Source organism: Paenibacillus sp. FSL K6-1122, from assembly GCF_037977015.1.
Classification (GTDB): domain Bacteria; phylum Bacillota; class Bacilli; order Paenibacillales; family Paenibacillaceae; genus Paenibacillus; species Paenibacillus amylolyticus.
This window is the reverse complement of record NZ_CP150272.1, coordinates 6,822,458-6,846,150: the sequence shown is the minus strand read 5'-3', so window position 1 is coordinate 6,846,150 and position 23,693 is coordinate 6,822,458. Positions and strand designations below refer to the sequence as shown.

At 48.2% G+C, this 23,693-nt stretch carries 18 protein-coding genes and 1 pseudogene; 17 read left to right on the top strand and 2 right to left on the bottom strand.

Annotated features, from left to right (window positions below; all coding sequences use genetic code 11):
* Positions 1 to 182: 182 nt before the first annotated feature.
* The 7 genes and pseudogenes from NSQ20_RS30395 (at position 183) to NSQ20_RS30365 (ending at position 10,990) form a co-directional block, all read left to right on the top strand.
* Positions 183 to 611 (top strand): SRPBCC domain-containing protein, encoded by a 429-nt coding sequence (locus NSQ20_RS30395; RefSeq protein ID WP_036671633.1) that lies wholly within the window; start codon positions 183 to 185, stop codon positions 609 to 611.
* A gap of 239 nt (positions 612 to 850) precedes the next feature.
* Complete coding sequence (locus NSQ20_RS30390) at positions 851 to 3,946, top strand: ATP-binding protein (protein WP_340031448.1); 3,096 nt, start codon at positions 851 to 853, stop codon at positions 3,944 to 3,946.
* 99 nt (positions 3,947 to 4,045) lie between these two features.
* On the top strand, positions 4,046 to 5,209 hold the full coding sequence (locus NSQ20_RS30385) for a response regulator (protein WP_340031447.1): 1,164 nt from the start codon (positions 4,046 to 4,048) through the stop codon (positions 5,207 to 5,209).
* Between the two features lie 35 nt (positions 5,210 to 5,244).
* Complete coding sequence (locus NSQ20_RS30380) at positions 5,245 to 6,591, top strand: deoxyribodipyrimidine photo-lyase (RefSeq protein WP_340031446.1); 1,347 nt, start codon at positions 5,245 to 5,247, stop codon at positions 6,589 to 6,591.
* Between the two features lie 281 nt (positions 6,592 to 6,872).
* Complete coding sequence (locus NSQ20_RS30375; protein WP_340031445.1) at positions 6,873 to 8,045, top strand: acyltransferase; 1,173 nt, start codon at positions 6,873 to 6,875, stop codon at positions 8,043 to 8,045.
* A 1,588-nt stretch (positions 8,046 to 9,633) separates the two neighbouring features.
* Positions 9,634 to 10,068 (top strand): annotated as a pseudogene (locus NSQ20_RS30370) (HNH endonuclease); the annotation flags it as partial.
* Between the two features lie 262 nt (positions 10,069 to 10,330).
* Positions 10,331 to 10,990, top strand: a complete 660-nt coding sequence (locus NSQ20_RS30365; protein WP_339284719.1) for a TVP38/TMEM64 family protein — start codon at positions 10,331 to 10,333, stop codon at positions 10,988 to 10,990.
* Positions 10,991 to 11,269: 279 nt separating this feature from the next.
* Here the strand turns inward: NSQ20_RS30365 and NSQ20_RS30360 are convergent, their stop codons facing one another.
* Positions 11,270 to 11,788, bottom strand: coding sequence for a cupin domain-containing protein (locus tag NSQ20_RS30360; protein WP_076320113.1), 519 nt, complete (start codon positions 11,786 to 11,788; stop codon positions 11,270 to 11,272).
* A 152-nt stretch (positions 11,789 to 11,940) separates the two neighbouring features.
* Here NSQ20_RS30360 and NSQ20_RS30355 point away from each other — a divergent pair, with 152 nt between their 5' ends.
* Positions 11,941 to 12,942 (top strand): NAD-dependent epimerase/dehydratase family protein, encoded by a 1,002-nt coding sequence (locus NSQ20_RS30355; RefSeq protein ID WP_200868488.1) that lies wholly within the window; start codon positions 11,941 to 11,943, stop codon positions 12,940 to 12,942.
* A gap of 165 nt (positions 12,943 to 13,107) precedes the next feature.
* Here the strand turns inward: NSQ20_RS30355 and NSQ20_RS30350 are convergent, their stop codons facing one another.
* Positions 13,108 to 13,284, bottom strand: coding sequence for a CsbD family protein (locus tag NSQ20_RS30350; RefSeq protein ID WP_074092719.1), 177 nt, complete (start codon positions 13,282 to 13,284; stop codon positions 13,108 to 13,110).
* Between the two features lie 685 nt (positions 13,285 to 13,969).
* Here NSQ20_RS30350 and NSQ20_RS30345 point away from each other — a divergent pair.
* The 9 genes from NSQ20_RS30345 to NSQ20_RS30305 all read left to right on the top strand — a co-directional run bounded on the left by NSQ20_RS30345 (position 13,970) and on the right by NSQ20_RS30305 (position 23,693).
* Positions 13,970 to 14,416 carry a DUF1641 domain-containing protein gene (locus NSQ20_RS30345; protein ID WP_017691658.1) on the top strand — a complete coding sequence of 149 codons (447 nt, stop codon included), beginning with the start codon at positions 13,970 to 13,972 and terminating at the stop codon, positions 14,414 to 14,416.
* A gap of 24 nt (positions 14,417 to 14,440) precedes the next feature.
* Entirely contained in the window at positions 14,441 to 15,622 is a 1,182-nt protein-coding gene (locus NSQ20_RS30340; protein ID WP_036606574.1) for an NAD(P)/FAD-dependent oxidoreductase, read from the top strand.
* A gap of 314 nt (positions 15,623 to 15,936) precedes the next feature.
* Positions 15,937 to 16,581 carry an SDR family oxidoreductase gene (locus tag NSQ20_RS30335; RefSeq protein ID WP_340031444.1) on the top strand — a complete coding sequence of 215 codons (645 nt, stop codon included), beginning with the start codon at positions 15,937 to 15,939 and terminating at the stop codon, positions 16,579 to 16,581.
* 55 nt (positions 16,582 to 16,636) lie between these two features.
* On the top strand, positions 16,637 to 17,392 hold the full coding sequence (locus tag NSQ20_RS30330) for a response regulator transcription factor (RefSeq protein ID WP_100528216.1): 756 nt from the start codon (positions 16,637 to 16,639) through the stop codon (positions 17,390 to 17,392).
* Positions 17,389 to 18,765 carry an ATP-binding protein gene (locus NSQ20_RS30325; RefSeq protein ID WP_340031442.1) on the top strand — a complete coding sequence of 459 codons (1,377 nt, stop codon included), beginning with the start codon at positions 17,389 to 17,391 and terminating at the stop codon, positions 18,763 to 18,765. Before NSQ20_RS30330 ends, NSQ20_RS30325 begins: the two co-directional genes overlap by 4 nt.
* A 373-nt stretch (positions 18,766 to 19,138) precedes the next feature.
* On the top strand, positions 19,139 to 19,939 hold the full coding sequence (locus NSQ20_RS30320; protein WP_340031441.1) for a PepSY domain-containing protein: 801 nt from the start codon (positions 19,139 to 19,141) through the stop codon (positions 19,937 to 19,939).
* Positions 19,940 to 20,165: 226 nt separating this feature from the next.
* Complete coding sequence (locus NSQ20_RS30315) at positions 20,166 to 20,801, top strand: PepSY domain-containing protein (protein WP_340031440.1); 636 nt, start codon at positions 20,166 to 20,168, stop codon at positions 20,799 to 20,801.
* A gap of 363 nt (positions 20,802 to 21,164) precedes the next feature.
* Positions 21,165 to 22,673 (top strand): RICIN domain-containing protein, encoded by a 1,509-nt coding sequence (locus NSQ20_RS30310; RefSeq protein WP_340031439.1) that lies wholly within the window; start codon positions 21,165 to 21,167, stop codon positions 22,671 to 22,673.
* A 234-nt stretch (positions 22,674 to 22,907) separates the two neighbouring features.
* Positions 22,908 to 23,693: an ABC transporter ATP-binding protein gene (locus NSQ20_RS30305; RefSeq protein WP_340031437.1), complete on the top strand. Its 786-nt coding sequence runs from the start codon at positions 22,908 to 22,910 to the stop codon at positions 23,691 to 23,693.

Sequence of the window (23,693 nt, the reverse complement as noted above, 5' to 3'; positions counted from 1 at the left end):
GGAAGGGGAATGAGCAGGATTATCCCTTCCGGCAACGGTTGGAATTGGATTTTTCAGAGCAGACTATCATAGGAATCACGCACCTTTTATGTAATATGTTCCAATTATAGGGTGTGGATAAAGCGGAGGTCAACTTCTATTCGGTAGTTATACGAAATGATATGTATAAGGAGGTGATTCGAATGGATTCATCATCAAGTTCATCAAGTGCACTGCCAGATATTCGGCAGGAAATTATGCTCCATGCACCTGTAGAGAAAGTGTGGGAGATGGTCTCGACCGAGCAGGGACTGAAAACCTGGTTCATGCCAAGCAATCTGGAACCCGTGGAAGGTCACGAGTTTATATTGGAAGCAGGCCCCTTCGGTCAATCACCGTGTCAGGTGACGGAAGTTCTTCCGCTGCACAAGCTGTCATTCCGCTGGGGGAAGGACTGGACGTTGACGTTCCAACTGAATGAACAGCCCGAAGGTACGGATTTCACACTGATTCACAGCGGTTGGGATGCGGATAAACTGACCGAGTTTGGACAGGCCCACGCTATCGTACGCGAACGTATGGAACAGGGATGGGCCGGAATCGTTCAGAAGCTTGCCCAAGTTGTTAAATAAATCTTCATTCAATCAACCCCAGGTCATTTCGCCCGTTCTTTCCGGTGAAATTCGGCCTGGGGTTCCTTGGTGTACCAAGAGCTGGTGGAAAAGATAGAAATCGGTCAAATTATAACGAATTTGACCGATTTTGATACGGAAACTATTTCCGTGAGCACCAGAAACGTGTAACATGAATTATAGTGATAAATCGACAAAATTAGACGTCTCTCGCCATTGTGAATGGAAGGAATACATAGATGAGAAAACACTGGATTATGCTGACCATAAGTTTCATATGCATTGTCATTGTTCCGCTGGGTTGGATCGCCCAGACGTTAATTAGCGAGCGGATTAACCCTCAAGCTTCAGAGGGGAAAATTGACCTGACCCAATGGAACTTTGATCGCAAGGGTGCAGCGTCTCTAAAGGGTGTCTGGGATTTCTACCCTGGGCAGTTGCTGAGCCCGGCAGATATTGAAGCAAGTGTATCCGGTCGCAAGCCTTTGCCGGCTTCGTCGGGCACTCAAGTTCCTGCCCGATGGAACAAATCTTTGGGGCAGGCCCATGGGTATGGAACCTATCATTTGCAAGTTCAGCTTACACCCCGGACGATGAAAAATGATTATGGTATACGCACACAGAATATACGCATGGCCCACCGGGTATTTATCGATGGGAAAGAGATTGGTGGCAAAGGCCTGCCAGGAAAGACTAGGGCAACAGATATACAATTAAATCTGCCCTTTACAGGATTCACGTCCATTGAGGGCAATACGGCTGACATTATCATTCAAGTATCAAATTATAGTTACTCGTCCGGGGGCATAGTAGCGCCCATTTTGTTTGGAGACGAGCATAGTATTCTGAAAAGTCAGCAACAAGATTGGCTCAGGGATCTGATGGCCTTATTCGGTTTTATCTTGCCAGCCGCCTTTTTTCTACTTCTGTTCAGATTACGACGTACGGAGAAGGAGCTTCGTTTTCTCGGATTATTCAGCCTTTCTGGTGCGGTGTACGCTCTGACACATGGGGAGAAGTTACTGGGTACGTTTGTACCGTTCCTGACCAATAATGAGATACTTCGGATTCAGCTCCTTAGTTCAGCCTTTGCCTATTATTTTTTGCTTCGGTATATGGATGCCCGTGTACCAGGAGCAGTTCATCAGTGGTTTGTTCGTCTGGCTGTAGTGCTAATCGTTACCCAGACTATTGTGGGTCTTACGCTTCCTCCAACGCTTTTCTCGTCTCTTGAGCTTCCCATGTTACTGATCTCACTTGTTGTCATGTTATATACGCTGCGAGCCATTTTCTATTGGTTGAAAGGACGGCCGAATGACAGCCACTTTGCACTGGTGAGTATGATGAGCATACTCATGGTTGTTGTGTTATATACGCTTGGTGCGTTCACTACCCTAGACACAGCGTTCTTTGCGCTGATTGAACTTTTATTATTTGTATTTGCCCAGATGATTGTGACCGCAATCCGCTTTGCACAATCATTCCGAGACGTGGAAGCTCTGTCGGAGCGTTTGCTGGCCATCGACAGCCTGAAGGACGAGTTCATGGCGAATACGTCTCATGAGCTACGAACTCCCCTGCATGGCATCATTAATATTGCGCAATCCATGCTGGAAGGGGCGGCTGGAGCAGTCACGCCCAAGCAAGCGAAAAATCTCTCCATGATTACTTCAACCGGGAAGCGCCTTTCACTGCTGGTTAACGATATTTTGGATTTTGCCAAATTAAAAAATAGTGAGATCGAGTTAAAACGGGTAGCTGTTGATCTGGAATCCGTTGCTCGTACTGTGGTTGAAGTCTCGGGTTTCACGTTTGAGGACAAGCCGGTTATATTGATTCAACAATGGCCCCAGTCTTTGCCACTTGTTGAGGCAGACGAAGATCGCCTAAGGCAAGTTCTGTATAACTTGCTGGGTAACGCCTATAAGTACACTGAGCAGGGTGAGATTCGATTGTACGCCAGCGTTGAAGGGGACTGGGTGAAGGTATCGGTCGCTGATACAGGGGTAGGCATTGCCTTGGACAAACAGGAGGATATCTTCCAGGCGTATGAGCAGAGTAACGGCACGATTGAGCGATTGAATAATGGAACCGGACTGGGTCTGAGTATTACGCGAAAACTCGTTGAGCTTGGCGGTGGTGAGATCTGGGTTGAATCGGAGCCGGGGCAAGGTTCGACCTTTCATTTCACCCTGCCTGTTATGAAGATGCCACTTTTGCAAACTCATTCGAAACCAGCTGCCGCCCGATATGTTGCTGCACAGGGGGCAGGGGCGAAGGAGCTTGTGACAAGAGAGTCAGATGAGCAGGATGATCTTACGGAAGCGGAGCATACGATTCTGATTGTAGACGATGACCCCGTGAATCGACAGGTATTGCTTAACCTATTGTCGACGGAGCGGTATCGTGTGATTGCAGCGGACAGCGGGTCCACTGCATTGAAACTCCGTGAGGAGTTCCCGTCCATTGATCTTGTTATTACAGACTGGATGATGCCTAAGATGTCCGGACTTGAGTTATGTCGCAAACTGCGCGAGCACAGTTCCTTGTCGGAGTTGCCGATTCTGATGCTGACCGCCCGTGGGTTGCCTGAGGATATCAAACACGGATTCCAAGCGGGAGCCAATGACTTCCTGAGCAAACCGGTGGATGCCGGTGAATTGCGCGCCAGAGTTCGGACGTTAATTGAGATGCGGAGTTCTGTGCAGGAGGCTATTCGGACCGAAATGGCCTTTTTGCAGGCCCAGATCAAGCCACACTTTCTATATAATGCACTCAATGTTATTATCGCAACCTGTGCAGTGAATCCGGACAAAGCAACCGATCTGCTGATTGAATTGAGTCATTACCTGCGCGGAAGTTTTGACTTCCAGAACAGGGAGCAGCTTGTTCCTTTGACCAAAGAGCTGGAATTGGTGGAGTCTTATGTGCATCTGGAACAGGCGAGATTTGAGGAAAGACTGGTGGTTGAGTATGAGGTGGAATCGGACGTACATCTGTATCTGCCACCACTCAGTATTCAGCCTCTTGTGGAGAACGCCATTCGCCACGGCGTGATGGAGCGGGCAGCCGGCGGGACAGTTCATCTTAGGATTTTCCAAGAGAGCGAGCATGTAGTCGTACAGGTCCAGGATGATGGTGTAGGTATCCCTCCTGAGCGTATGGCTCAGGTCAAGTCTGGGCGTACCGAAGGTCCGGGAGGTGTGGGGCTGCAAAATATAAACCGTCGCCTGATGTCTCTCTATGGTCAGGGGCTGGAGATTCATAGCCATGTGGGTAAAGGCACGCAGATCCGATTCCGTATCCCCGTGCAAAAGGTGAATTATTCCAATTAGTGTGCCGAGTGAAGCAATTATGGTTAACAGACTAATAAGCGGATGCCGATAAAATCGGTATTCCTATTGAATCTTTCATGGCAGGAGGCTGAAAGAACGGTGAGAGCCATTGTGATCGATGATGAGAAGCCAGCGCAGCTTCATCTGGAGCGACTACTACGAACGGACGGACGAATTACACCCGTGCAATGTTTTTCAACAGCTCGTGATGGTCTTCATTTTCTGGCAAAGGAACGTGTAGATGTTGTATTTTTGGACATTGGAATGCCCGAGATGAATGGCCTGGAAGCGGCTGAATATATACAGCAATTGGATCAGAGTATTCGTATTATCTTTGTTACGGCTTATGCGGACCATGCAGTGGAAGCATTTGAGCTGCATGCACTGGATTATGTACTGAAACCGGTCAGCTCGACCCGATTGGCCAAAACCGTTGATCGAATCGCGGGCATAATGTCGCATAATTCTCAAGTTGCAGCCACCGCCGAGGTACAGGGATCTGAACCTGTACCTGTGGAGTTGGATACTGAAGTTCCGGGGCTGCTTACGTTCAAACATCTGGATATCTACAGAAGCTTGGATCAGGGTGCCAAGAAACATAAGTGGCGCACAACCAAATCACAGGAATTGTTTGCTTTTTTGTTTCATCACAGGGAAGAATGGGTAAGCAAGGAGATTCTGCTGGATAAGCTATGGGGTGATGTTTCCCAGGAAAAGGGATTAACCCATCTACATACTTCCGTGTACCAGATTCGAAAGCTGCTTAAGGAATGGAACATGACAGGCAAGCTGGAGTACAATATGAACCGTTATCGTCTGTTATCAGGCAATCTGGTAAGTGATGTGGATCAATTTGAAAAATCCATGGTTTACCATGTCATCACATCCGACAATGTCGATGACTTGAGACATATGATTCCGCTTTATCGTGGTGATTATCTGGAAGAACATGATTATCGTTGGGCACAGGCCAAAGCAAGGGAACTCAGACGCAAGTATACAGCGCTGGTTATGGATATCGCGAGATGGGACATGGAGCATGGTCGTGGCAAGGAAGCGATTGAGCAATTAACGATATTACAGGAACGGGAACCGTATTCGGAAGAGATCTGCCGACTCATGATGGAAGTGTATGCATCTATGGATGATCAGCAAGGCATACTTCGTTTGTATCATTCATTTACATTGACATTAAATGAGGATCTGGGGTATCAGCCCGAGCCCGAAACAAGCAGGTTATATAAGAACCTGACGGACAAATAAACGTATGTAATGTAAGTTCAGACAGGAGGGTGAGCATGAAGCTATTCATACACCGCAAAGATTTGCGTACGGATGATCTGGCCGCATTCGATTATTTGCGGGAACACCAAGAAGAGAGTGTGCATGTTCTCATCTATGATTCATTCCTCCTGCGGCAAGGCCGAGAGAAGGAACACAGCGGTGTGAATTTCAGGCAGCACGCAGCGGAATTAGGCAGACAGTATCTTGAAGCCAAACGAAAACTGCATGTTGCTTACGGCAAACCGGCTGAAGTGGTTGAATTCATCCTGAACGAATTCAAAGGTGAGATTAACGAGATTGTGGTCCATCGGGACATGACGCCATATGCAATCGAGCGGGATAGGGCTATGCGCAAAGTCAGTGAGGCGCACGAGGTTACGTTCACACAACTGACGGATCATCTGCTGATGGATCTGAATGGATTTGCCAATTTTACAGGCAAGTCGGAGCCATATAAGGTATTTGCGGCTTTCCATCGGCGGTGGGTGGAATTCATGAATGAACATCCCAACCCTCCTTCGGCAACAACGGTTGCAGCGTTGAAGGTGAGTGATCGTCAGATTGAATGGCCGGATGCAATGCAGGTACCTCCGGAGTTGCTGGAGGGCATTGGTTCGAATGACGAGGACCCGCATCTGCTGTTGGATCAATTTTTGTCGGATCGAATTGCTGAATATGGGGATCATCGGGATGAATATGAGGCGTACGAGCCGAGTCATCTCAGTTCTTACGTAGCTGTGGGAGCTGTATCCATTCGTAAAATGTATGATGCGGCGAGTCGCACGGCAGAGGCGGGGGAATGGATCAGGCAGTTGTGCTTCCGCGACTTCTATCTGTATCGGGCGGTCTATGAGAGTCACTATTTTACATATGAAAAGGTGTACGATCTCTCGGCTCTCCATGATGATTACTTTGAACGGTGGTGCAAGGCGGAGACAGGCATTCCGATTATTGATGCAGCGATGACGGAACTGAATGAAACCGGACATATGCCAAACCGGCTGCGGATTCTCACGGCGATGTTTCTCACCAAAAACCTGCAATGCCCATTCACCTTGGGCGAAGCTTATTTCAGGCGTAAGCTGCGTGACTATGATAACATTCAAAACCGAGGTAACTGGTTATGGTGTGCCTCGCTTGGGGAGAATGCGGCTCCGTATTTTCGCGTGAACAATCCGGTAACACAATCCGAGAAGTATGATCCGCAAGGTGATTATATTCGCAAGTGGTTGCCTGAATTGAAGGATCTGCATAGCAAGGACATCCATCAGCCACGCAAGGATGCCATTGTTGATCTGAAGGCATCGAGACAGGCAGCTATTGACGTGTATAAACAGATTCTGGCGAGTCGTGCGAAGTAGACTCAGTCAGGGCGGGATGCATGCCCAAACCCAAATTTACCATTCTCATCCGGTTGATCCAATATTCATTTGGTTGAGAGCAGGATGTTCCACAGACCGCGTACTCGCGGTCTTTTTTACATATATAGACATGAAAATAGTGTGAAATGTGTTGAAAATTTAGGAATTGTTAAGAAAATGGACTATCCATCTTAAGCATTATGGCTTTTAATAGATAGAGAGCTTTATTGTATTAAGTCATATCTGACATATTGACGAACACATTAAGGAGAAACTTTAAAATGAGTGAAACACTGAAAAGAGAGCGAATTCCAGAGCTGAACCTGGTTCGTGCCTTGGCGATTATCGGCGTACTCAGCGTGCATTCCACGTCCTATGCGACGGTGGACATGACGGGCTCAGGCTACTACTGGCTGTACAATTTTATTAATATCTTTATGAAATATGGTACGCCAACCTTTATTTTTATGAGCAGTTTTGTGCTGTTCTATAACTATTATTCTCGTCCGCTGGATAAGAAACTTGTGAGTAACTTTTACAAGAAAAGATTTGTGTATATTTTGCTTCCGTACTTCCTGTTTTCATTGATGTATTTTGTTTTGCTACATTTCACGCATTATCAGGGCCGACCTTTCGGCGAATCGGCAGTAAGTTTTATCACGAAATTGTTTACAGGTAAGGCATATACTCATCTGTACTTTGTGTTTATTAACATGCAATTTTATCTGTTATTCCCATTGGTGTTATGGTTGCTTAAGAAATATCCTTCTGTGGTGAAATGGTCTGTTCCGATTGGACTATTGATTCAATGGGCATTTATCGTAAGTAATAAATATGGATTCCAGGTACCCAACAAGGGAAGCTGGGCGTTTTCGTACTTCTCCTATTTCATGCTAGGTGCTTTTATCGGAGTGTACTTCCCTAAAATCAAGCAATGGTTTGTTATCAGTCTAGCCAATGCAACCAAAGGACGCGTAGCTTCATGGATTCTGCTCTGGGCGGTATGGATCATTGCTGGGCTTGGCCATGTGTATATCTATTACCTGCTACGTCTGAAGATCGCAACGTATAACACACTGTGGTATGAATTCTTCTGGAATGTGCATACCTTTGCTTGTGCGCTGGTGCTTATCCAGATTGCCTATCTGCTCTATCGCAAAGGGCCGTCACTCATCGTCAAGCCGCTGAATCGGCTTGGGGCATTGTCCTTTGGTATCTATCTGATTCATCCATTCTTCCTGCTGGTGTATCGGAATTATCCACCTCAAACAGGAGTATCGTGGTTAGTGCATCTATGGTATGCCGGAGGATTCGGTGTAGCTCTAATCGCTTCGTGGATCGTCGTTGGATTGACGGCAAGGTTTGTTCCATATGCATGGGTCATCTTTGGCAATCTGCCAAAACCCAAACCACGACTGGTCCCACAACAGAACTCGGGCCAACTGGACGTTTGATAAGATGTATTTCCAACACAGGAATAATAAACCGTTTCTTGGTCGACCTTAGGGGAGAGCAGGGAGCGGTTTTTTCGTCTATACAGATATGCTGGATGTGGGGAACGAGTGTTTCTTTTTCATGTATGAGGGGTAATCATAAGGCGGAACGATAATACATTATGGATAACAGGATTAAGGTGAATATAATGACAACATGCGAAAAATGCGGGAGACCGATGCAGGATATATTGGAATATGTGGAACACATTCTTCACGAATGCAGTGAACAGACACAGGAGTACAACTCGAAAGATTATGAGGCCTATGGCCATGAGGGTGTTCACGAGCAGATGTGATACAATAGAAAGAAACCGGATTCATACGGAACCGAGGTGACAACATGGAGACGGGTCCAGCCCCTTTCCGGCAAGGAAAGACGGAACAAGAAGCGCGACTGAGCAAAACGTGTATGTATTGCGGACAACAGCGGCCGATGTCCGAATTCCGGCGCAGAACCGGAAAGCGGGCAGGTCCCGGAGCCAGGCGGGGAGCCTGCCGCAGCTGTCGCCAGCTTGGCGGACAGGCTGATCACGATGCGGGTTCAAGCGTGAGCGGGCGAACGAATGAACGGATGGAGCGTCAACGGGATGGCTTGGAGACACGTGCTGTTACTACAAGCCCCTCTGCATCTGCGAGAAATGAGGTAGGTCGTGCCTCCCATGGTATGGAGCAGGGATCTGCTACGTTGGCTGAGTCTGACAGAAGTCTGGTGTCTCAACCGTCAGTAGACTCGTCATCTTCGAATGACGATGAACATGCTGACTTGGTGACTTCCTCACCCTCTTCTTCGGGTATTCGGAAGAAGAGGAGAAGACGGAGAAAGAGCAAGCGTTCAGAGAGCATAACGGGCAATGAGCTGAGAGAGACGAGTCTGGAGCATGATGGTTTGGCGGGTGAGGTAGGAGATAAGCCACAGCCAGGTGAGCACTGGCGTGTGGAAGGGCATTCGCAGGGTCATGCTGCTGCGAATGAGAAGGGCAGTGCACAGCGGGCTGGCGCGCGAGCAGCCGCTGCAGGGCAGGCCGCCGAGCAAGCTGCGGCGGCCCACCAGGCTCTGCTGCCGGCTGAGCCGCAAGGCCCGGCAGCAGAGCCCATGGCTGCGGATCAACCGACCGCAGCCAAACGCAAGCGCAAGCGGCGCCGCAAGCGTGCTGCCGCGCTCGCGCCCGGCGCAGGGCAGGCCCGCAGCGTAGCTGCTGAGGCCCATGCGCCGGCCCTGAGCGACCGTGGCGCTGCCACCACGGTCGCTGCACCTGCGGCGGCGGAGGCACAGCCTGCCGCCACCGGGCGCGAGCCCGGGCAAGCGCCGGGGGCTGCTGCGGAGGCAGGGCCTCCTGCGCCCGTGCGCCAGCCGGGCTCGCCAGGGTCCAAGCCGCGCCAGGCGCGCAAAGAGCGTGCGCCCAAGGCGAACGGCGAAGACACTGCCCGCGGTGCATCCGGGCAGCGACCCGCGCACGCCAGCCGTAGTCACGGGGCTGGCACGGATGGCCGTCCCCGCCGCCAGACCCCGTCGGCCCCGGTAGCTATCGACCCGGAAGATCCGGCTTCGCTCCGGACCAACCGTCAAGGCATGGTACGGATGAGGGGGAAGACGGACAAGGGCAGACGCTGGCATCAGGAAGTGGACATGGAGCTTGCGGTCACGCTAGTGAAGGAAAAAGCCGCTGTGGTGGTGAATCGGTACACGATTCGCCGATTGTTCAGCAACAAGGATTTCAAGCGGTATATTCTGACTCGGGATCACTACACCTGTTACTTCTGTGGATCGTATGGAGATACGATTGACCATCTGCTACCGCGTGCCAAAGGTGGACATACCACCCCGCTCAACTGTGTCTGCGCCTGTAATCTGTGCAACCAGTCCAAAGCAGCGATGGATGCCGAAGAGTTCATGCATTCCGGTATTCCCGAATGGAATGCTGCACATCAGGCAGAATTGATTGAACTGGCCATGCAGGAAGCGCAGCTGGAAGAAGGATAAATGCCCCCGAAGATGGATTGGGGTTTCGATATGAAGAGCACACCAAGACCACAGAGGTCGAGGTGTGCTTTTTTGATTTAATTTTGATTTGGGTGGGAAGTGAGTTTGCTGTGCAATAATTTCTTCAAATTGACAACAGTGTTCATCGAAGATGTACGTTATACTGGGAGGGAGTTGCTAAAGAAGCTTCATCATCCATATGAATGATGTATAGTGAACATCAAACCTGAGAACTTAGACTGTATAGATTGGATGGATGCAGATGACCCCGGCAGCATTGGACATTATGTCATATATTACGGAAGAAAATATTCGTTTCTGGCTGGAGAAGTTTCGCTCCCTGGGCCCGTTACCGGGAATTTTGCTTACGTTTATGAAATCATTTGTACCACCGCTTCCAACGCTGTTGATTGTGGGCGTAAACGGTGCGGTATACGGTCTGTGGGCAGGATTTATATATTCATGGATCGGCATGGTGCTCGGTTGTACCGTTACATTCCTGATCGTACGGGAGATTGGGAAATCCGCTTTTGTAGAGCGATGGGCACGCAAACCTCGTGTGCAACGCAGCATGGTATGGATTCGAAGGAATGCATTCAGTTATGTTTTTTTGCTGAGTATCTTCCCGGTAGGTCCGTTTGTCATTATCAACGTGGCGGCAGGTATCGCGCGAATGCGATTATTATCTTTCCTGCTTGCGGTGGGCTGTGGTAAAGCGATCATGATCTTCTCTGTTACGTATATCGGTTCCAATGTGGAACAATTTCTGGAGCACCCAATACGCTGGGTAGGTGTATTGCTGTTCATTGCGGTATCCCTGTGGGCAAGCCGCAAACTGGAGCGACATTTTACCCGTTCATCGTCAGATGGTGAAGATCTGCATGATCTGAATCAACCCTCTGGAAAATCGATCTCCTCCTAGTTTCGGGGTACAGTGGTATATCTGTTTGGTATTTATAAATTACCTGAGATGGAAGGTAGGCCACATGCGATGAGGTACTACAGTATCCGACTTGCGAGTATGGAGCGGAACTAAAATTTGCTGGCGTGCGATAGATTAGAAATTAGAAAAAACATATAGACTGTACTCCGGCATGACTCCTACTTGTCCGGGGAACAGTCTATTTTTCATGCTTGATTACTGGAACGACTTCTCCTGTGCATTGTCCAATAACATGCTTCTTGATTATCTCCATATCTGTTATGATTTCTTCCCATTCCAGATTTCTAGTAGCGGTCCGTGCTGTCCATAGACCGGATCGGTAACCGGGATCGGAACCTTTCGGATTTCCTGAAGAGCCTTGGCACGATCGTCTTCCTCACCTGTGCGTGTGTTGTAACTCATGCCGCCCGGATAAGCACCGGCAATACGAAAATCAGTGCTGGACTCCAGACGTTTATGCCCTGTTCCAGCGGGAAGCACGACAACGTCGCCTGTTTGAAGGTAAACTTTCTGACCATTTTCTCCGCCTAAAATCAGTTTCACGAATCCACTCACCACAGCAAGAGCCTCATGAGCATTACTATGATAATGATGATAATTGAACACACCATTCAACCAGCTATTTCCCCATCCATTACGGTTCAGCAACGATTCTGCGTGAAGGGCCTCTTCAGCCCATACATTCTTATACAAAAGCACAGGCAGGGTCGGATGATTGGGAATTACACCGTCATCCTGAAGGAATAACGTCTCTATGTCCTTTTTCCGTTCATTCATCTCACATCACCTCACTATAAATTACCCGATAACCTCAAGGACGAACAAAAAACAATTGTAAAATGATACAAAATGTATCATTTTAAGGGTATACTCAGTACATAAACTCTCTTCAATGCACTCGTTGTATAAATCGCAAGGGGGAATCGTGTGTGAACATTGTGATTACAGGGGCTTCTGGATTTGTGGGATTTAATCTTTCACAGTATTTGGCGCAAAAGGGGCATCGAATTACCCTTCTGGATCGGGATGATTATTGTCAGAGGCTGGTTCATATCTCTCCTCTGCACGAGATGCCGTTCATCTGTTGTGACCTTGCATCGGACCGGATTCATCTACCTCCAGGAACAGATTACATAATCCATCTGGCGGCCATGCCACACGTGGATTATTCGTATCATCAGCCAGGGGAAGTTTTCCGCAATAATACACTCAGCACACAGTCTATCCTGCAATATGCTACAGAACATCACATTCCAGTCTTGCTGGCTTCATCCGTTGAAGTGTATGGCGGCGATTGGGGCAGAGTCTATCATGAATCAGATCCGTATGCACCCGTCTCTCCTTATTCCGCGTCCAAAGTCGCGTGTGAAATGCTGGCTCACTCCTATGCTCAATGTTACCAGCTTCCAGTCAAACTCTTTCGTTTGACCAACCTCTATGGTCCATGGCAGTTGCCAGACCGTATTATTCCCCGAAATTTTGGTCGGATGTTGGACGGACTGCCTCTGGATATCCAGGGATCGGCAGTGCGTGATTTCTTGTATGTAGATGATGCCCTCCGGGCCATTGAACAGATCATGCTGAAAGGCAAAGACGGACAGGTCTACAACATATCGACAGGGCTTGGAACAACCATGCAGGAAATAGGGGAGATATTGAAACCAATGGATCGATCCGTAGCTGCTGTAGAGATCCGGGAGCAAGAACCAACCCAGTCCAGAGGGTCGAGTCTGGTCGTACATTCAGGCAGATTGCGAGCGGAATTGGGTTGGTTACCACAAACCACGTTGGAAAAGGGATTGGAAAAAACCTTCCGTTGGTATCAGGAACATCCCGAATGGGTCAGACAGTTCAGCCGTGAATACCATACAACAAGGGAAACGCGCAGTTTCATTATCGATATGGCAAGATACGCAGTTCCAGCAGTATAAAATGCACAAAAAAAGCCAGGGAAGGGTGTATTGAGTAACACCTTCCTTGGCTTTTTTGCGCCTCCGTCTCATTTTCGGATAGCTTCCGAACACGGACGGTCAGGCTATTTTAAAATAATCTATTGCACGAAATTTTCGTGCTGTTGGACCTCACATTAAAAGGATCTAGTGATGATCTTTTTTAATGTCGGCAATTTTATCCTGTACAGCACCTTTGGCTTTGTCTTTTTTACCCTCAGCCTGAAGGGATCTGTTGTTTGTTGCATTACCGATCTGATCCTTCACTTCGCCTTTGGCCTTGTTTACGCCTGCTTTGATTTTGTCGCCAGTTGAATTACTCATATCGAACATCTCCTTCGTTTCTGGTGTAGTCCTTATTAACCGGGATGTCCGCATTCTAAACGCAATGGCTTTGTTCCAAGTTTTGCATTCGTGACGCAAGAGGTTCATACTTGAAATAGAAAAGATGTCCCAATGATGGAATAAGGCTGAGCCCAACGCTGCATAATAACGACAGTGACCAATTTCGTTGCATGATTATCGTGATATTGGAAAACAATTCCTGAACATTTGGATAAACGAATCCTTCCTTGTGTACATATCGCACATCTGGTCATATGTGATCTTGTCTTAATACCACATGTGGTAGGAATACGGATCTTGGACAGGAGGATCGGCGGCGTTAGCTTGCCTTCATGGGTTGACAAAAAAATCGATTTTGTTACAATGTTCACAATATCTTCACAAGTGTAAAAAATTTCTTTTTCATGTTCATGTGTAAGAGGTGTAATATAAGGGTATAGAGTTCGGTTTCGGCCTGCTTGTCGTTTTGTGCGTCAACACATGTTGTCCGCAATAGATCCAAGATACAATGCATGATATGGGAGTGGCCATGAGCTACGCTCATCCTATTGTGTGAAATTTGGTACATTTAAATGTATTCGATGTATTTTGTGGTTCGGCTCTGCTTGACAGGCATCATGAAAGTCGCGGACTTCTATCCCAAAGTAAAGGAGGACTTTCTCTTATGTCACAATCGCCTACTCAACAAGAGGTGCCAGTTACAGAAGGTGCCAACGTTTCCGAGCGCCAGTCCTTGGACGTTCTGGATCAACTGATGAAGCCTGAGGTACAGGAGTCTTTAACCGTTCTGGTGGAGAACCTGCCTAAATTGGCTGAAATGGTTACTGCTATGACAAAAGCTTATGACTTTGCACAAAGTGTAGCAACAGACAAAGTTCTGATCAGCGACACAATGAGCGCAATGGGCGAGTTCGCTAAGCCTGTTGTAGACAAAGCTAAAGGTGTAGCTTCTGCTGCCATCGAAGCCAATGACCGTGCGCAAACAGAGCAAACTTCAGTTGGCTTGTTCGCTATGCTGAAAATGCTTAAAGATCCAAACGTACAACAATCGCTTCGTTTTGCTCAATCTTTCTTGAGCATCTTGAACGAGCGTCAACAACCGAAACGTTAAGACTTAGAAGAACGGAGGATGGATATGTCGAAGCAAATTTTGATCTTGGGTGGAGGTTACGGCGGTCTGTTGACTGCATTGACTGCGCGTCAATACTTGTCTCCGGAAGAAGCGACAATTACTGTCGTGAACCGTTACCCTACACACCAAATTATCACGGAACTGCACCGTCTTGCAGCGGGAAGCATTGCTGAACAAGCAGTCGCTCTTCCACTCGAAAAATTGCTGCGTGGGAAAAACGTGAACTTGAAAATCGATACGGTGGATACAATCAAGCCGGACGAGAAAAAAGTTCTGATGACCAGCGGCTCCACATACTCTTACGATGCACTTGTCGTTGCCTTGGGCAGCGAAACGGCATTCTTCGGAATTCCGGGATTGCAAGAGTACAGCTTCACGCTCAAATCGGTTAGCGATGCAAACCGTATTCGTGCACACGTTGAAGCACGTCTTGATGCTTACAAACAGTCCGGCAACAAAGCAGACGCTACGTTTGTTATTGGTGGCGGCGGCTTGACAGGTATTGAGCTTGTTGGCGAATTCGCTGACCTGCTTCCTGCAGTATGTCAAGAAAAAGGCATCGACTTCAAAGAAGTATCCCTGTACACAGTTGAAGCAGGTCCTTCCATCCTGGCAGGATTCCCGCCAGAGCTGGTTGAACGTGCTAAATCAAGTCTTGAGAAACGTGGCGTTAACTTCATCGTTGGCGTAGCGATTACCGAGATGAAAGAAAACGAAGTTCTGCTGAAAGACGGCAGCTCCATCCCTACGAACACACTCGTATGGACAGGTGGCGTACAAGGCAACGCTGTTGTTGCTAACAGCGGAATTGAAGTGGATCGTGGCCGTGCGAAAGTTACGGAAGTTCTGCAATCTACTTCTCACAAAGACGTGTTTGTTGCTGGTGACAGCGCAGTGGTCTTCCCTAGCGAAGGCGCTCGCCCTTACCCTCCAACAGCACAATTGGCTTGGCAAATGGGTGAGACTATTGGTCACAACTTGGGCGTTATGTTCAAAGGTGGCGCAATGGAATCCTTCACACCAGTATTCTCCGGTACGCTGGGAAGTCTGGGTCGTAAAGATGCTGTCGGCATGATCGGTGGCAACCAGACTCGTCTGAAAGGTCTGCCTGCAACCATGATGAAAGAAGCAAGTAACATCCGTTACCTGGCTCACATTCACGGTTTGTTCGCACTGGCTTACTAATCTTAATGCCATTCAAGGGCGCCCTTTTGGGCGTCCTTTTTGGTTGTCACCATTACAAAGAATAACAGATATTCAGATGAAAAAGGTGCGGCAGAAGTGGTCGATGTGAGGTCGCGTATAAAGTACCTAGGGGATATGGCATATTAATGGAACGATGGAATCCTTCACATTTCATAGAGGTACTGAACAGGCATGGACATGAAGCCGGCGCTTAGAAGCGCCGGCTTTCGTTTAAATTATAGGATGAGCATCTTTAAATAAAAGGAACGGGAAGCAACAACAAGCCATCCGTTCAACTGAGAGGAGAATGACGTATGAACGTTTTAGTTATAGGAGCAAATGGGCAAATCGGTAAGTTTGTGGTGGAGCAGCTGGCACAGGAAGGCAAACATAAAGTAACGGCTATGATCCGCAAACCGGAGCAGGCGGATGCACTGAAGGAACTCGGTGCAGATGTGGTGATTGGTGACCTGGAGGGTAGTGTAGAGGATTTGGCTGAGGCAATGAAGGATCATAATGCCATTGTGTTTACGGCGGGTTCTGGCGGATCTACCGGTCAGGACAAAACACTGCTTATCGATCTCGACGGTGCGGTGAAAACGATGGAAGCCGCAGAGCAGCAAGGAATCTCCAGATATATTCTGGTTAGTGCGTATGGCGCAGATCAACGGGAGAAATGGTCTGAGTCCATTAAGCCTTATTACGTGGCGAAACATTATGCGGATCGTGCATTGTTTGCAAGTGATCTCAATTACACGATTATACGTCCAGGTGGTCTCAAGAATGAACCGGGCACAGGCAAGATTGCAGTTGGAACCGATCTGGAGCCGGGAAGCATCCCGCGTGAAGATGTAGCCCGCGTAATCGTGGCTTCTTTGCAGGAAGAGAAGACGTACCGGATGGCCTTTGATCTAATTGCCGGGGAGCATCCGGTTGAAGATGCTTTGGGCAAATTGTAGATGTTATTGTAAGATAACGGGAGAATGAAATGATGGGGATGAGGGGGAGCGCTGCATGAACGAAGCCGTGCTGGTCATAGAGGATGAGCCCAAAATAGCACGTCTGCTGGAACTGGAACTACAGTATGAGGGGTATCAGGTGGGCAAGGCTGGTAGTGGAACAGAAGGACTGGAGAAGTATGCTGAAGGACAGTGGGATCTGATTCTGCTGGATGTGATGTTGCCTGGTCTGAGTGGAATTGAAGTGTTGCGGCGAGTTCGGGCCAAAGATGCTACGGTTCCGATCATTATGCTCACTGCCAAAGATTCTGTAGAAGACAAAGTATCCGGCCTGGATCTAGGAGCCAATGACTACATCACCAAGCCCTTCCAGATTGAAGAGCTGCTTGCCCGAGTTCGGGCTGCATTGCGGCTTAGTGCAGTGGCGTCTGTTGTTTCTTCCGCTTCTTCTTCTACACCTGCTGATATGGGGAATGACTCTTCTGGGCATCAGGATGAAGCTGAGGCGGGCTGGTTGACGGCTGCCGGGTTGAAACTAAATGAAGGAACGCGAGAGGTATCCCGAGATGGTGTGGCCATTGAGCTTACTCCACGTGAGTTCGACCTGCTCGTGTATCTGCTTCAGAATCAACGTCAGGTGCTCAGTCGTGACCAGATTGTGCAGGCCGTGTGGGGATACGATTATTATGGAGATACCAATGTGGTGGATGTGTACATCCGTTATGTGCGCAAAAAGGTGGATAACGGATTCACACCACCCTTAATACATACCGTACGGGGCGTAGGATACGTCCTGAAGGAACAGTTATGAGCCTGCGCAGTAAAATCTACGGATATTCGTCTGTATTATTTGCTGTGCTGTTAATCGCGGTGAACCTGTCGGTCTACATCGTGTTTGAACGAATGTCGATTGATAACGAGGTTAATCGGGTGGAAGCGGAAGCGGAGTCTATTGTCAAAGGAGTGCGTCAGTCTGCCGGCTCCATTCCGCCGGATGACTTGTTACGGGCCTACGCGCCTGTGAACGGCATGCTCCGGATTGTTAATGAAGACGGCACCAGTTCCCCGGTGACAACAACAGCAGCTTCCGAGCAGCTGAGCAAGCTGCCTTATAAGTACGAAAGTGAGAAGAAATCGGAGTATACCCAAGTTGAACAGATTGGTTATGTGTGGGTATCAGTCCCGGTCATCTGGCCTGATGGCGAGGTGGTGAATGTACAGGTCACCGAGAGCATTGCAGAGACGGAGAATCGTCTGTCTGTACTTCGGACTGTGCTTGTGGCGGTCACGATTATTGCTCTGATCCCAGCCATTATCTCCAGTCGGATTCTGGCGAATCGGATGACCAGACCGATTCAGCAGATGACACGCACGATGAGTGACATTCAGTCCAGCGGCCAATTCAAGCGTCTTCCATTGGAGGAAGGATCGAAAGATGAACTGAAAACGATGGGACAGACGTTTAACCGGATGATGGATCTACTCGAATCCAACTTTGAACGACAAGAACGATTTGTATCCGATGCATCTCATGAACTCAAAACACCGCTGACCATTATTGAGAGCTACGCTAGTCTGCTACAGCGGCGAGGAAAAGAGCGGCCCGAGGTATTTGATGAAGCGGTGGAAGCGATTCTGTCCGAATCGGTTCGCATGCGAGAGATGACCGAGCAACTGCTACTGCTCGCGAAGCAGCCAGAGCAGTGGAATGTACAGTTGGAGCGTGTGGATATTACGAGACTGGCAACAGACTCCACACGTGCGTTTCGCGAAGCCTATCACCGCGAAGTCCGGTGTGAAGATCCAGGTTCAATCTGGGCGATCAGCGATGAGAGCAAGCTGAAGCAGCTTTTGTTTATTTTGCTGGATAATGCCCGGAAGTATAGTGAAGATGCAATTGAAGTCAGGCTGGAAGCCAAGGGGCAAGAGTGCCGAATTCGGATCATGGATACCGGGATTGGTATGCGGGAGGACGAGCTGGAGAAGGTATTTGATCGATTCTACCGGGTTGATCCGGCCAGAACACGCAGCTTGGGCGCAAGCGGTTCAGGTCTGGGATTGTCACTTGCCAAAGAACTGGCAGGTGCAGTGGGAGCACGGATTGAATTGAGCAGTACCGAGGGTGAAGGCACCGAGGCTTCAATTATTTTGCCAATATCCGTTCAGAACGGGCCGCTCTCATGAAATTCTCATTCTTCTCTTATATACTATATAAACTGAACTAAAGATTGTTCACACTGACACTACGATGACAGAACAACCTTCCAATCGCTGTTATCCCCAGATTTTTTGATTCCCTTTTCTCAAGGGGAAAATCCGTGGATAGCGTATGCTTTCGATGCAGCTTTCTTTCAGAAAGCTTTCAGGCGAAGTGTATGCTTTCGAAGTAGCTTTCTTGCAGAAAGCTTGTAGCTTCGCTTTTTCAGGTTTTTTCTGTCCTCTCCGTTACTGTGTAAAAGATTAGTTCATTTTATGTAGTAGCATTGGAAACTAAACTCAGACCGAATATATAACAGATGAACTCGGGCTATGGGGAGAGCTATAAGGGGGAAACTTGATGACAGAGCATGAGCAGCAACCACCGGAAATGAAACGGCATGAACAGGCGAACAGTGGATGGGCCAAATCTCGAAGATCACTCTGGTGGGGTTCAGGGCTTCTCCTTGTGCTGATTGTGGTAGCTGTTGGGTGGTGGAAGCCTTGGCAATCGAGTGGTGCGGTACTTACGGCAGATGCGGCAGCCCAATCGGTGCTGGATCAATATCCAGGTGAGATTGTGAATTCCACGTTGAAAGACGGAACATACATCATGCAGCTCCGTTCGGAGACCGGACTATATGACGTGCAGGTGGATGCCGTCACGGCTACCGTGAATTCCATCAAACGGCTGGAGTCCAACCCGCAAGCGGAAGAGAAGACGTTATGGAGCCGCGAACAGATCAAGACGGCGTTGTTAAAACAACAAACGGATGACCAACTGGTCTCTCTAGAACTTGTGGAGCAGCAAGGCAGTCCGGTATACACCGCGGTCATGAAGGCGAAGGATAACAGCCGTGAAGAACTCACGATTGATCCATATACCGGAGAGACGATATCTTCCAAAACAATAGCAGCGCCAACAACTGAACCGACAAAGGATGATCCAAAACCTCAGTTTCTGAGCGAGAAACAAGCCAAGCAGAAGGCACTTGCGGAGGTCCCGGGAGAAGTGGACGACATCGAACTGCGTGGAACCAACAGTGGGAATCCATATTATCTGGTTGAAATTGATCTGGAGGATGGCCGGGAAGCCATTGTGCAGGTGAATGCCATCTCGGGAGCGATTCGTTCGGTGACTTGGGATGAGGACGAGGATTAACCTTTTGCAAAGAACCCATTAAATATAGTTATCGTGTTAAACTGCTTTAGAGAGATGATTCTTAGTTTAGGGGTCATCTTTTTCAATTAGATGGACAATGAATACCTGTTAAATGAGCATTCTCTTCATTTTCTCATCAAATTCTAATCTAACTCTCGCTGATCTCTCATTCCTGCAGGTTATTCTATAAATGTAGACGAGAACGAAAACAACAACGAGGAGATGAATGATGATGATGAACAAACATAAACTATGGATTGGTAGCTTGTCAGCAGCAGTATTACTTGGTGGATCAGCCGTAGCGGCTAGTGGGAATGTGAACGGACAATCGGTGCAAACTACACCAACGTCAACAACACAATCCGTAACACAGAATCAGAACAGCACAGGTAAAATGCTGAATGCATCACAAGCAAAAGCGTTAGCGTTAAAAGCAGCCGATGGTAAAGTGGATGACGTGGATCTGGAGCGCCGTAACGGCCAAACGTTCTATGAAGTTGAGATCGACAGAAAAGGAACCCGTGATGTTGTCGTTCGTCTGGATGCGTATACAGGCAAAATTCTGGCGGTCATCGATGATGAAGACTACGATGATGACGATGACTATAAAGGTAATGTAACAGGCAACACATCTAACAGCTCTGCTTCCAAGCAGGTCAAATTGACGGCATCCCAAGCTTCAAACATTGCGTTGAAACAAGTTACGGGTGGTAAAGTAACCAAAGTTGAGCTGGATCATGATGATGGTCGCTATGTGTATGAGATCGAACTGAGAACCGCTCAAGGTGAAGCAGATGTAGATATCGATGCCAACACAGGTAAAGTGTTATCGTTTGACCAGGATTTTGACGACCAAGATTAAGCAATAAGGGCGAGTATACGCCGATAAAACATCATATAAAAACCTGCCTACGAACAGCCGCACACAGCTAGAGATCGTTAAATCATGGAGGGGCAGGGCAGGTATAGCAGAGGACGCTTCGGGGGAAGCGTCTTTTTGCTGTTTATGGATAGAGCTGAGTATGAGATTGTACATTTTCCGCCGGATTGTTCACTATTCAAGCAGGAATGTGGCGGATACAATCGGAATCAGGGAGGTGATCGCCCAGCCAGTATTGCCAGGAATTCTTTTGCTAAAATGCATCATCGATCGGAGGCAGATGAGACATATCGATTTTATTTTATGTAAGCGCTCCACAAAAAAAACATGGAGGTGCATTACGATATGGCTATGAACGATGGATGGTTGAAAAAGAATACACATTCACGTCGCTTTACCCGCCGCTTAAGTTATCTGCTTGTGTTGGTTTTGGCGCTGCAATCAATAGGTATGCTGCTCGCACCCGGACCGAATGCTTCAGCTGCTCCGCTCAGTGTAACGAACGGGGTACAGTTCAAGGATACCAATGGCAATGTCGTTCATGCTCATGGGGGCGGGATGATTAAGGCAAATGGGTATTATTATTGGTTTGGGGAGAATCGTAATACGAATGGAACGTTCAAGGCGGTATCGGTGTATCGTTCATCGGATCTGAAGAACTGGGAGTATCGCAATGATGTACTCACCAGCAGCTCGGCAGCCGAGTTAAATATCTCCAACATTGAACGCCCGAAGGTCATCTATAACAGTTCGACTGGCAAATATGTGCTGTGGATGCACAAGGAGAATGGTCTGGATTATGGCGAGGCCCGAGTGGCCGTAGCTACTTCGAATACGGTTGATGGCAATTACACGTATGTGGGCAGCTATCGTCCACTTGGGTATGATTCCAGAGACATGACGGTATATAACGATAACGGAACCGCTTATCTGATCTCCGCGACCCGAGTGAATGCAGATCTGAATATATATAAGCTGACCCCGGATTTCCTCGGTGTGGAATCCCTTGTCACAACATTGTGGCCCGGACAATATCGAGAAGCACCTGCCCTATTTAAAAAAGACGGCGTCTACTTCCTGATCACCTCGGGTGCCACTGGCTGGAATCCGAATCAGGCGAAATATGCGACAGCCTCCAGCATTACAGGCACATGGAGCGGTCTCAGTAACTTTGGAGACAGTACAACGTATGGTTCCCAATCCACCTATGTCGTTCCGGTAGAAGGTTCACAGACAACCTCCTATCTCTACATGGGTGATCGCTGGGCTGGAGCGTGGAGTGGGCCTGTGCAGGATTCCAAGTATGTCTGGCTGCCACTTTCATTCCCAAGCGCAACCAGTCTGGCGATGAACTGGGCCAGCAGTATTACGATTGATACAGCAACAGGTACCGTAACTGGAGTAAGTACACCAGATGTATGGGACCCGAATGCTTCATATCAGCTGATTAGTCGTAAAAGTAACAAGTTGCTTAATGTCATCGGGGGTTCTTCCGCCAACGGTGCGGATCTGGAGCAGCGAGCAGATGGGGGAACAACAAGTCAACAGTGGCAGATTACCGATGCGGGTGGCGGCTATGTCAAAATCATCAACCGTTCCAGCGGCAAGCTGATCGGTGTGGAAAATGGTGCCACGACCGATGGGGCTGTCATTGAACAGTGGAATGATGGTGGGTGGGCCAGCCAGCAATGGCAGCTCGTCCATGTAGGTGGTGGTTATTATAAACTGAAAAACCGCAGTACAGGCAAAGTATTGGATATCTCCGGTCAATCCTTGGCAGATGGTGCTGCGGCCATCCAGTGGACGGATAATGGGGGTACGAATCAGCATTTTCAGATTGTTAAGGTGCAGTAAGACGTTTTAAATACTATAAAATAAGGTTCAACATAAAGTGGAAGCCCCTGTCTCTTACCATAAGGTGGGACAGGGGCTTTGTGATGTATTAGAGCTTGTTACGTGATGCTCTTACTCGAAAGGGATATCCAGTTGATGGCTCATATCGTGACCTATTTCCGATCATTACCATCCCAATCTGTGGTAAACTAGTAGAATTGTAGAAAAAGATAGAGACAGGAGCTGGATAACGAAGTGAGTGAACAACAAGTGCTATCCATTGAAAGCTTACGTATGAGATACAACGGACGTTATGTGCTGAACGGCATCGATCTGGAAGTGAATCGCGGTGAGATGATTGGATATATTGGTCCGAATGGGGCTGGCAAAAGTACAACGGTTAAGATTTTACTCGGGCTGGTTGAAGGATATGTAGGCACGGTGCGAATCTTTGGTAAAGATATTGCAGATGGGGATGTAGAGTACAAACGCAGAATTGGCTATGTTCCGGAGGTCGCGGAATTGTACGAACAATTAACGCCTGCGGAGTATCTGACATTCACGGGGGAGTTATACGGCATGTCCTATAAAGATGCGGATTACAAAGCCAAGCTATTGATGGATTGTTTTGGACTGGAAAAATCATATCATTCCCGCATTGCATCCTTTTCCAAAGGCATGCGTCAGAAAGTGCTGTTAATCTCTGCGCTGCTGCATGATCCGGATCTGCTATTTCTGGATGAACCACTCAGCGGATTGGATGCCAATAGTGTGATGGTGGTCAAAGAGATTTTGTCACAATTGTCAGCCAAAGGCACAACGATCTTCTATTCGTCACACATCATGGATGTGGTGGAGAAGATCAGCAGTCGAATTGTACTGATCGCTGAAGGACGCGTGGTGGCAGACGGTACGTTCAAGCAGCTCCAACAGCAGTCCATGGAAGGGACGTTGGAGGAAGTATTTAATCAATTGACAGGCTTCAATGAGCACAAAGCCATTGCGGAGCGATTTGTATCGATTGTGCAGGAGGTGTACTGA

Bases quoted from the DNA above. Each gene is read 5' to 3' on its own strand.
- NSQ20_RS30395 (WP_036671633.1), top strand. From the start codon at position 183: ATGGATTCATCATCAAGTTCATCAAGTGCACTGCCAGATATTCGGCAG.
- NSQ20_RS30390 (WP_340031448.1), top strand. From the start codon at position 851: ATGAGAAAACACTGGATTATGCTGACCATAAGTTTCATATGCATTGTC.
- NSQ20_RS30380 (WP_340031446.1), top strand. From the start codon at position 5,245: ATGAAGCTATTCATACACCGCAAAGATTTGCGTACGGATGATCTGGCC.
- NSQ20_RS30375 (WP_340031445.1), top strand. From the start codon at position 6,873: ATGAGTGAAACACTGAAAAGAGAGCGAATTCCAGAGCTGAACCTGGTT.
- NSQ20_RS30365 (WP_339284719.1), top strand. From the start codon at position 10,331: ATGACCCCGGCAGCATTGGACATTATGTCATATATTACGGAAGAAAAT.
- NSQ20_RS30360 (WP_076320113.1), bottom strand. From the start codon at position 11,788: ATGAATGAACGGAAAAAGGACATAGAGACGTTATTCCTTCAGGATGAC.
- NSQ20_RS30350 (WP_074092719.1), bottom strand. From the start codon at position 13,284: ATGAGTAATTCAACTGGCGACAAAATCAAAGCAGGCGTAAACAAGGCC.
- NSQ20_RS30345 (WP_017691658.1), top strand. From the start codon at position 13,970: ATGTCACAATCGCCTACTCAACAAGAGGTGCCAGTTACAGAAGGTGCC.
- NSQ20_RS30340 (WP_036606574.1), top strand. From the start codon at position 14,441: ATGTCGAAGCAAATTTTGATCTTGGGTGGAGGTTACGGCGGTCTGTTG.
- NSQ20_RS30335 (WP_340031444.1), top strand. From the start codon at position 15,937: ATGAACGTTTTAGTTATAGGAGCAAATGGGCAAATCGGTAAGTTTGTG.
- NSQ20_RS30330 (WP_100528216.1), top strand. From the start codon at position 16,637: ATGAACGAAGCCGTGCTGGTCATAGAGGATGAGCCCAAAATAGCACGT.
- NSQ20_RS30325 (WP_340031442.1), top strand. From the start codon at position 17,389: ATGAGCCTGCGCAGTAAAATCTACGGATATTCGTCTGTATTATTTGCT.
- NSQ20_RS30320 (WP_340031441.1), top strand. From the start codon at position 19,139: ATGACAGAGCATGAGCAGCAACCACCGGAAATGAAACGGCATGAACAG.
- NSQ20_RS30315 (WP_340031440.1), top strand. From the start codon at position 20,166: ATGATGATGATGAACAAACATAAACTATGGATTGGTAGCTTGTCAGCA.
- NSQ20_RS30310 (WP_340031439.1), top strand. From the start codon at position 21,165: ATGGCTATGAACGATGGATGGTTGAAAAAGAATACACATTCACGTCGC.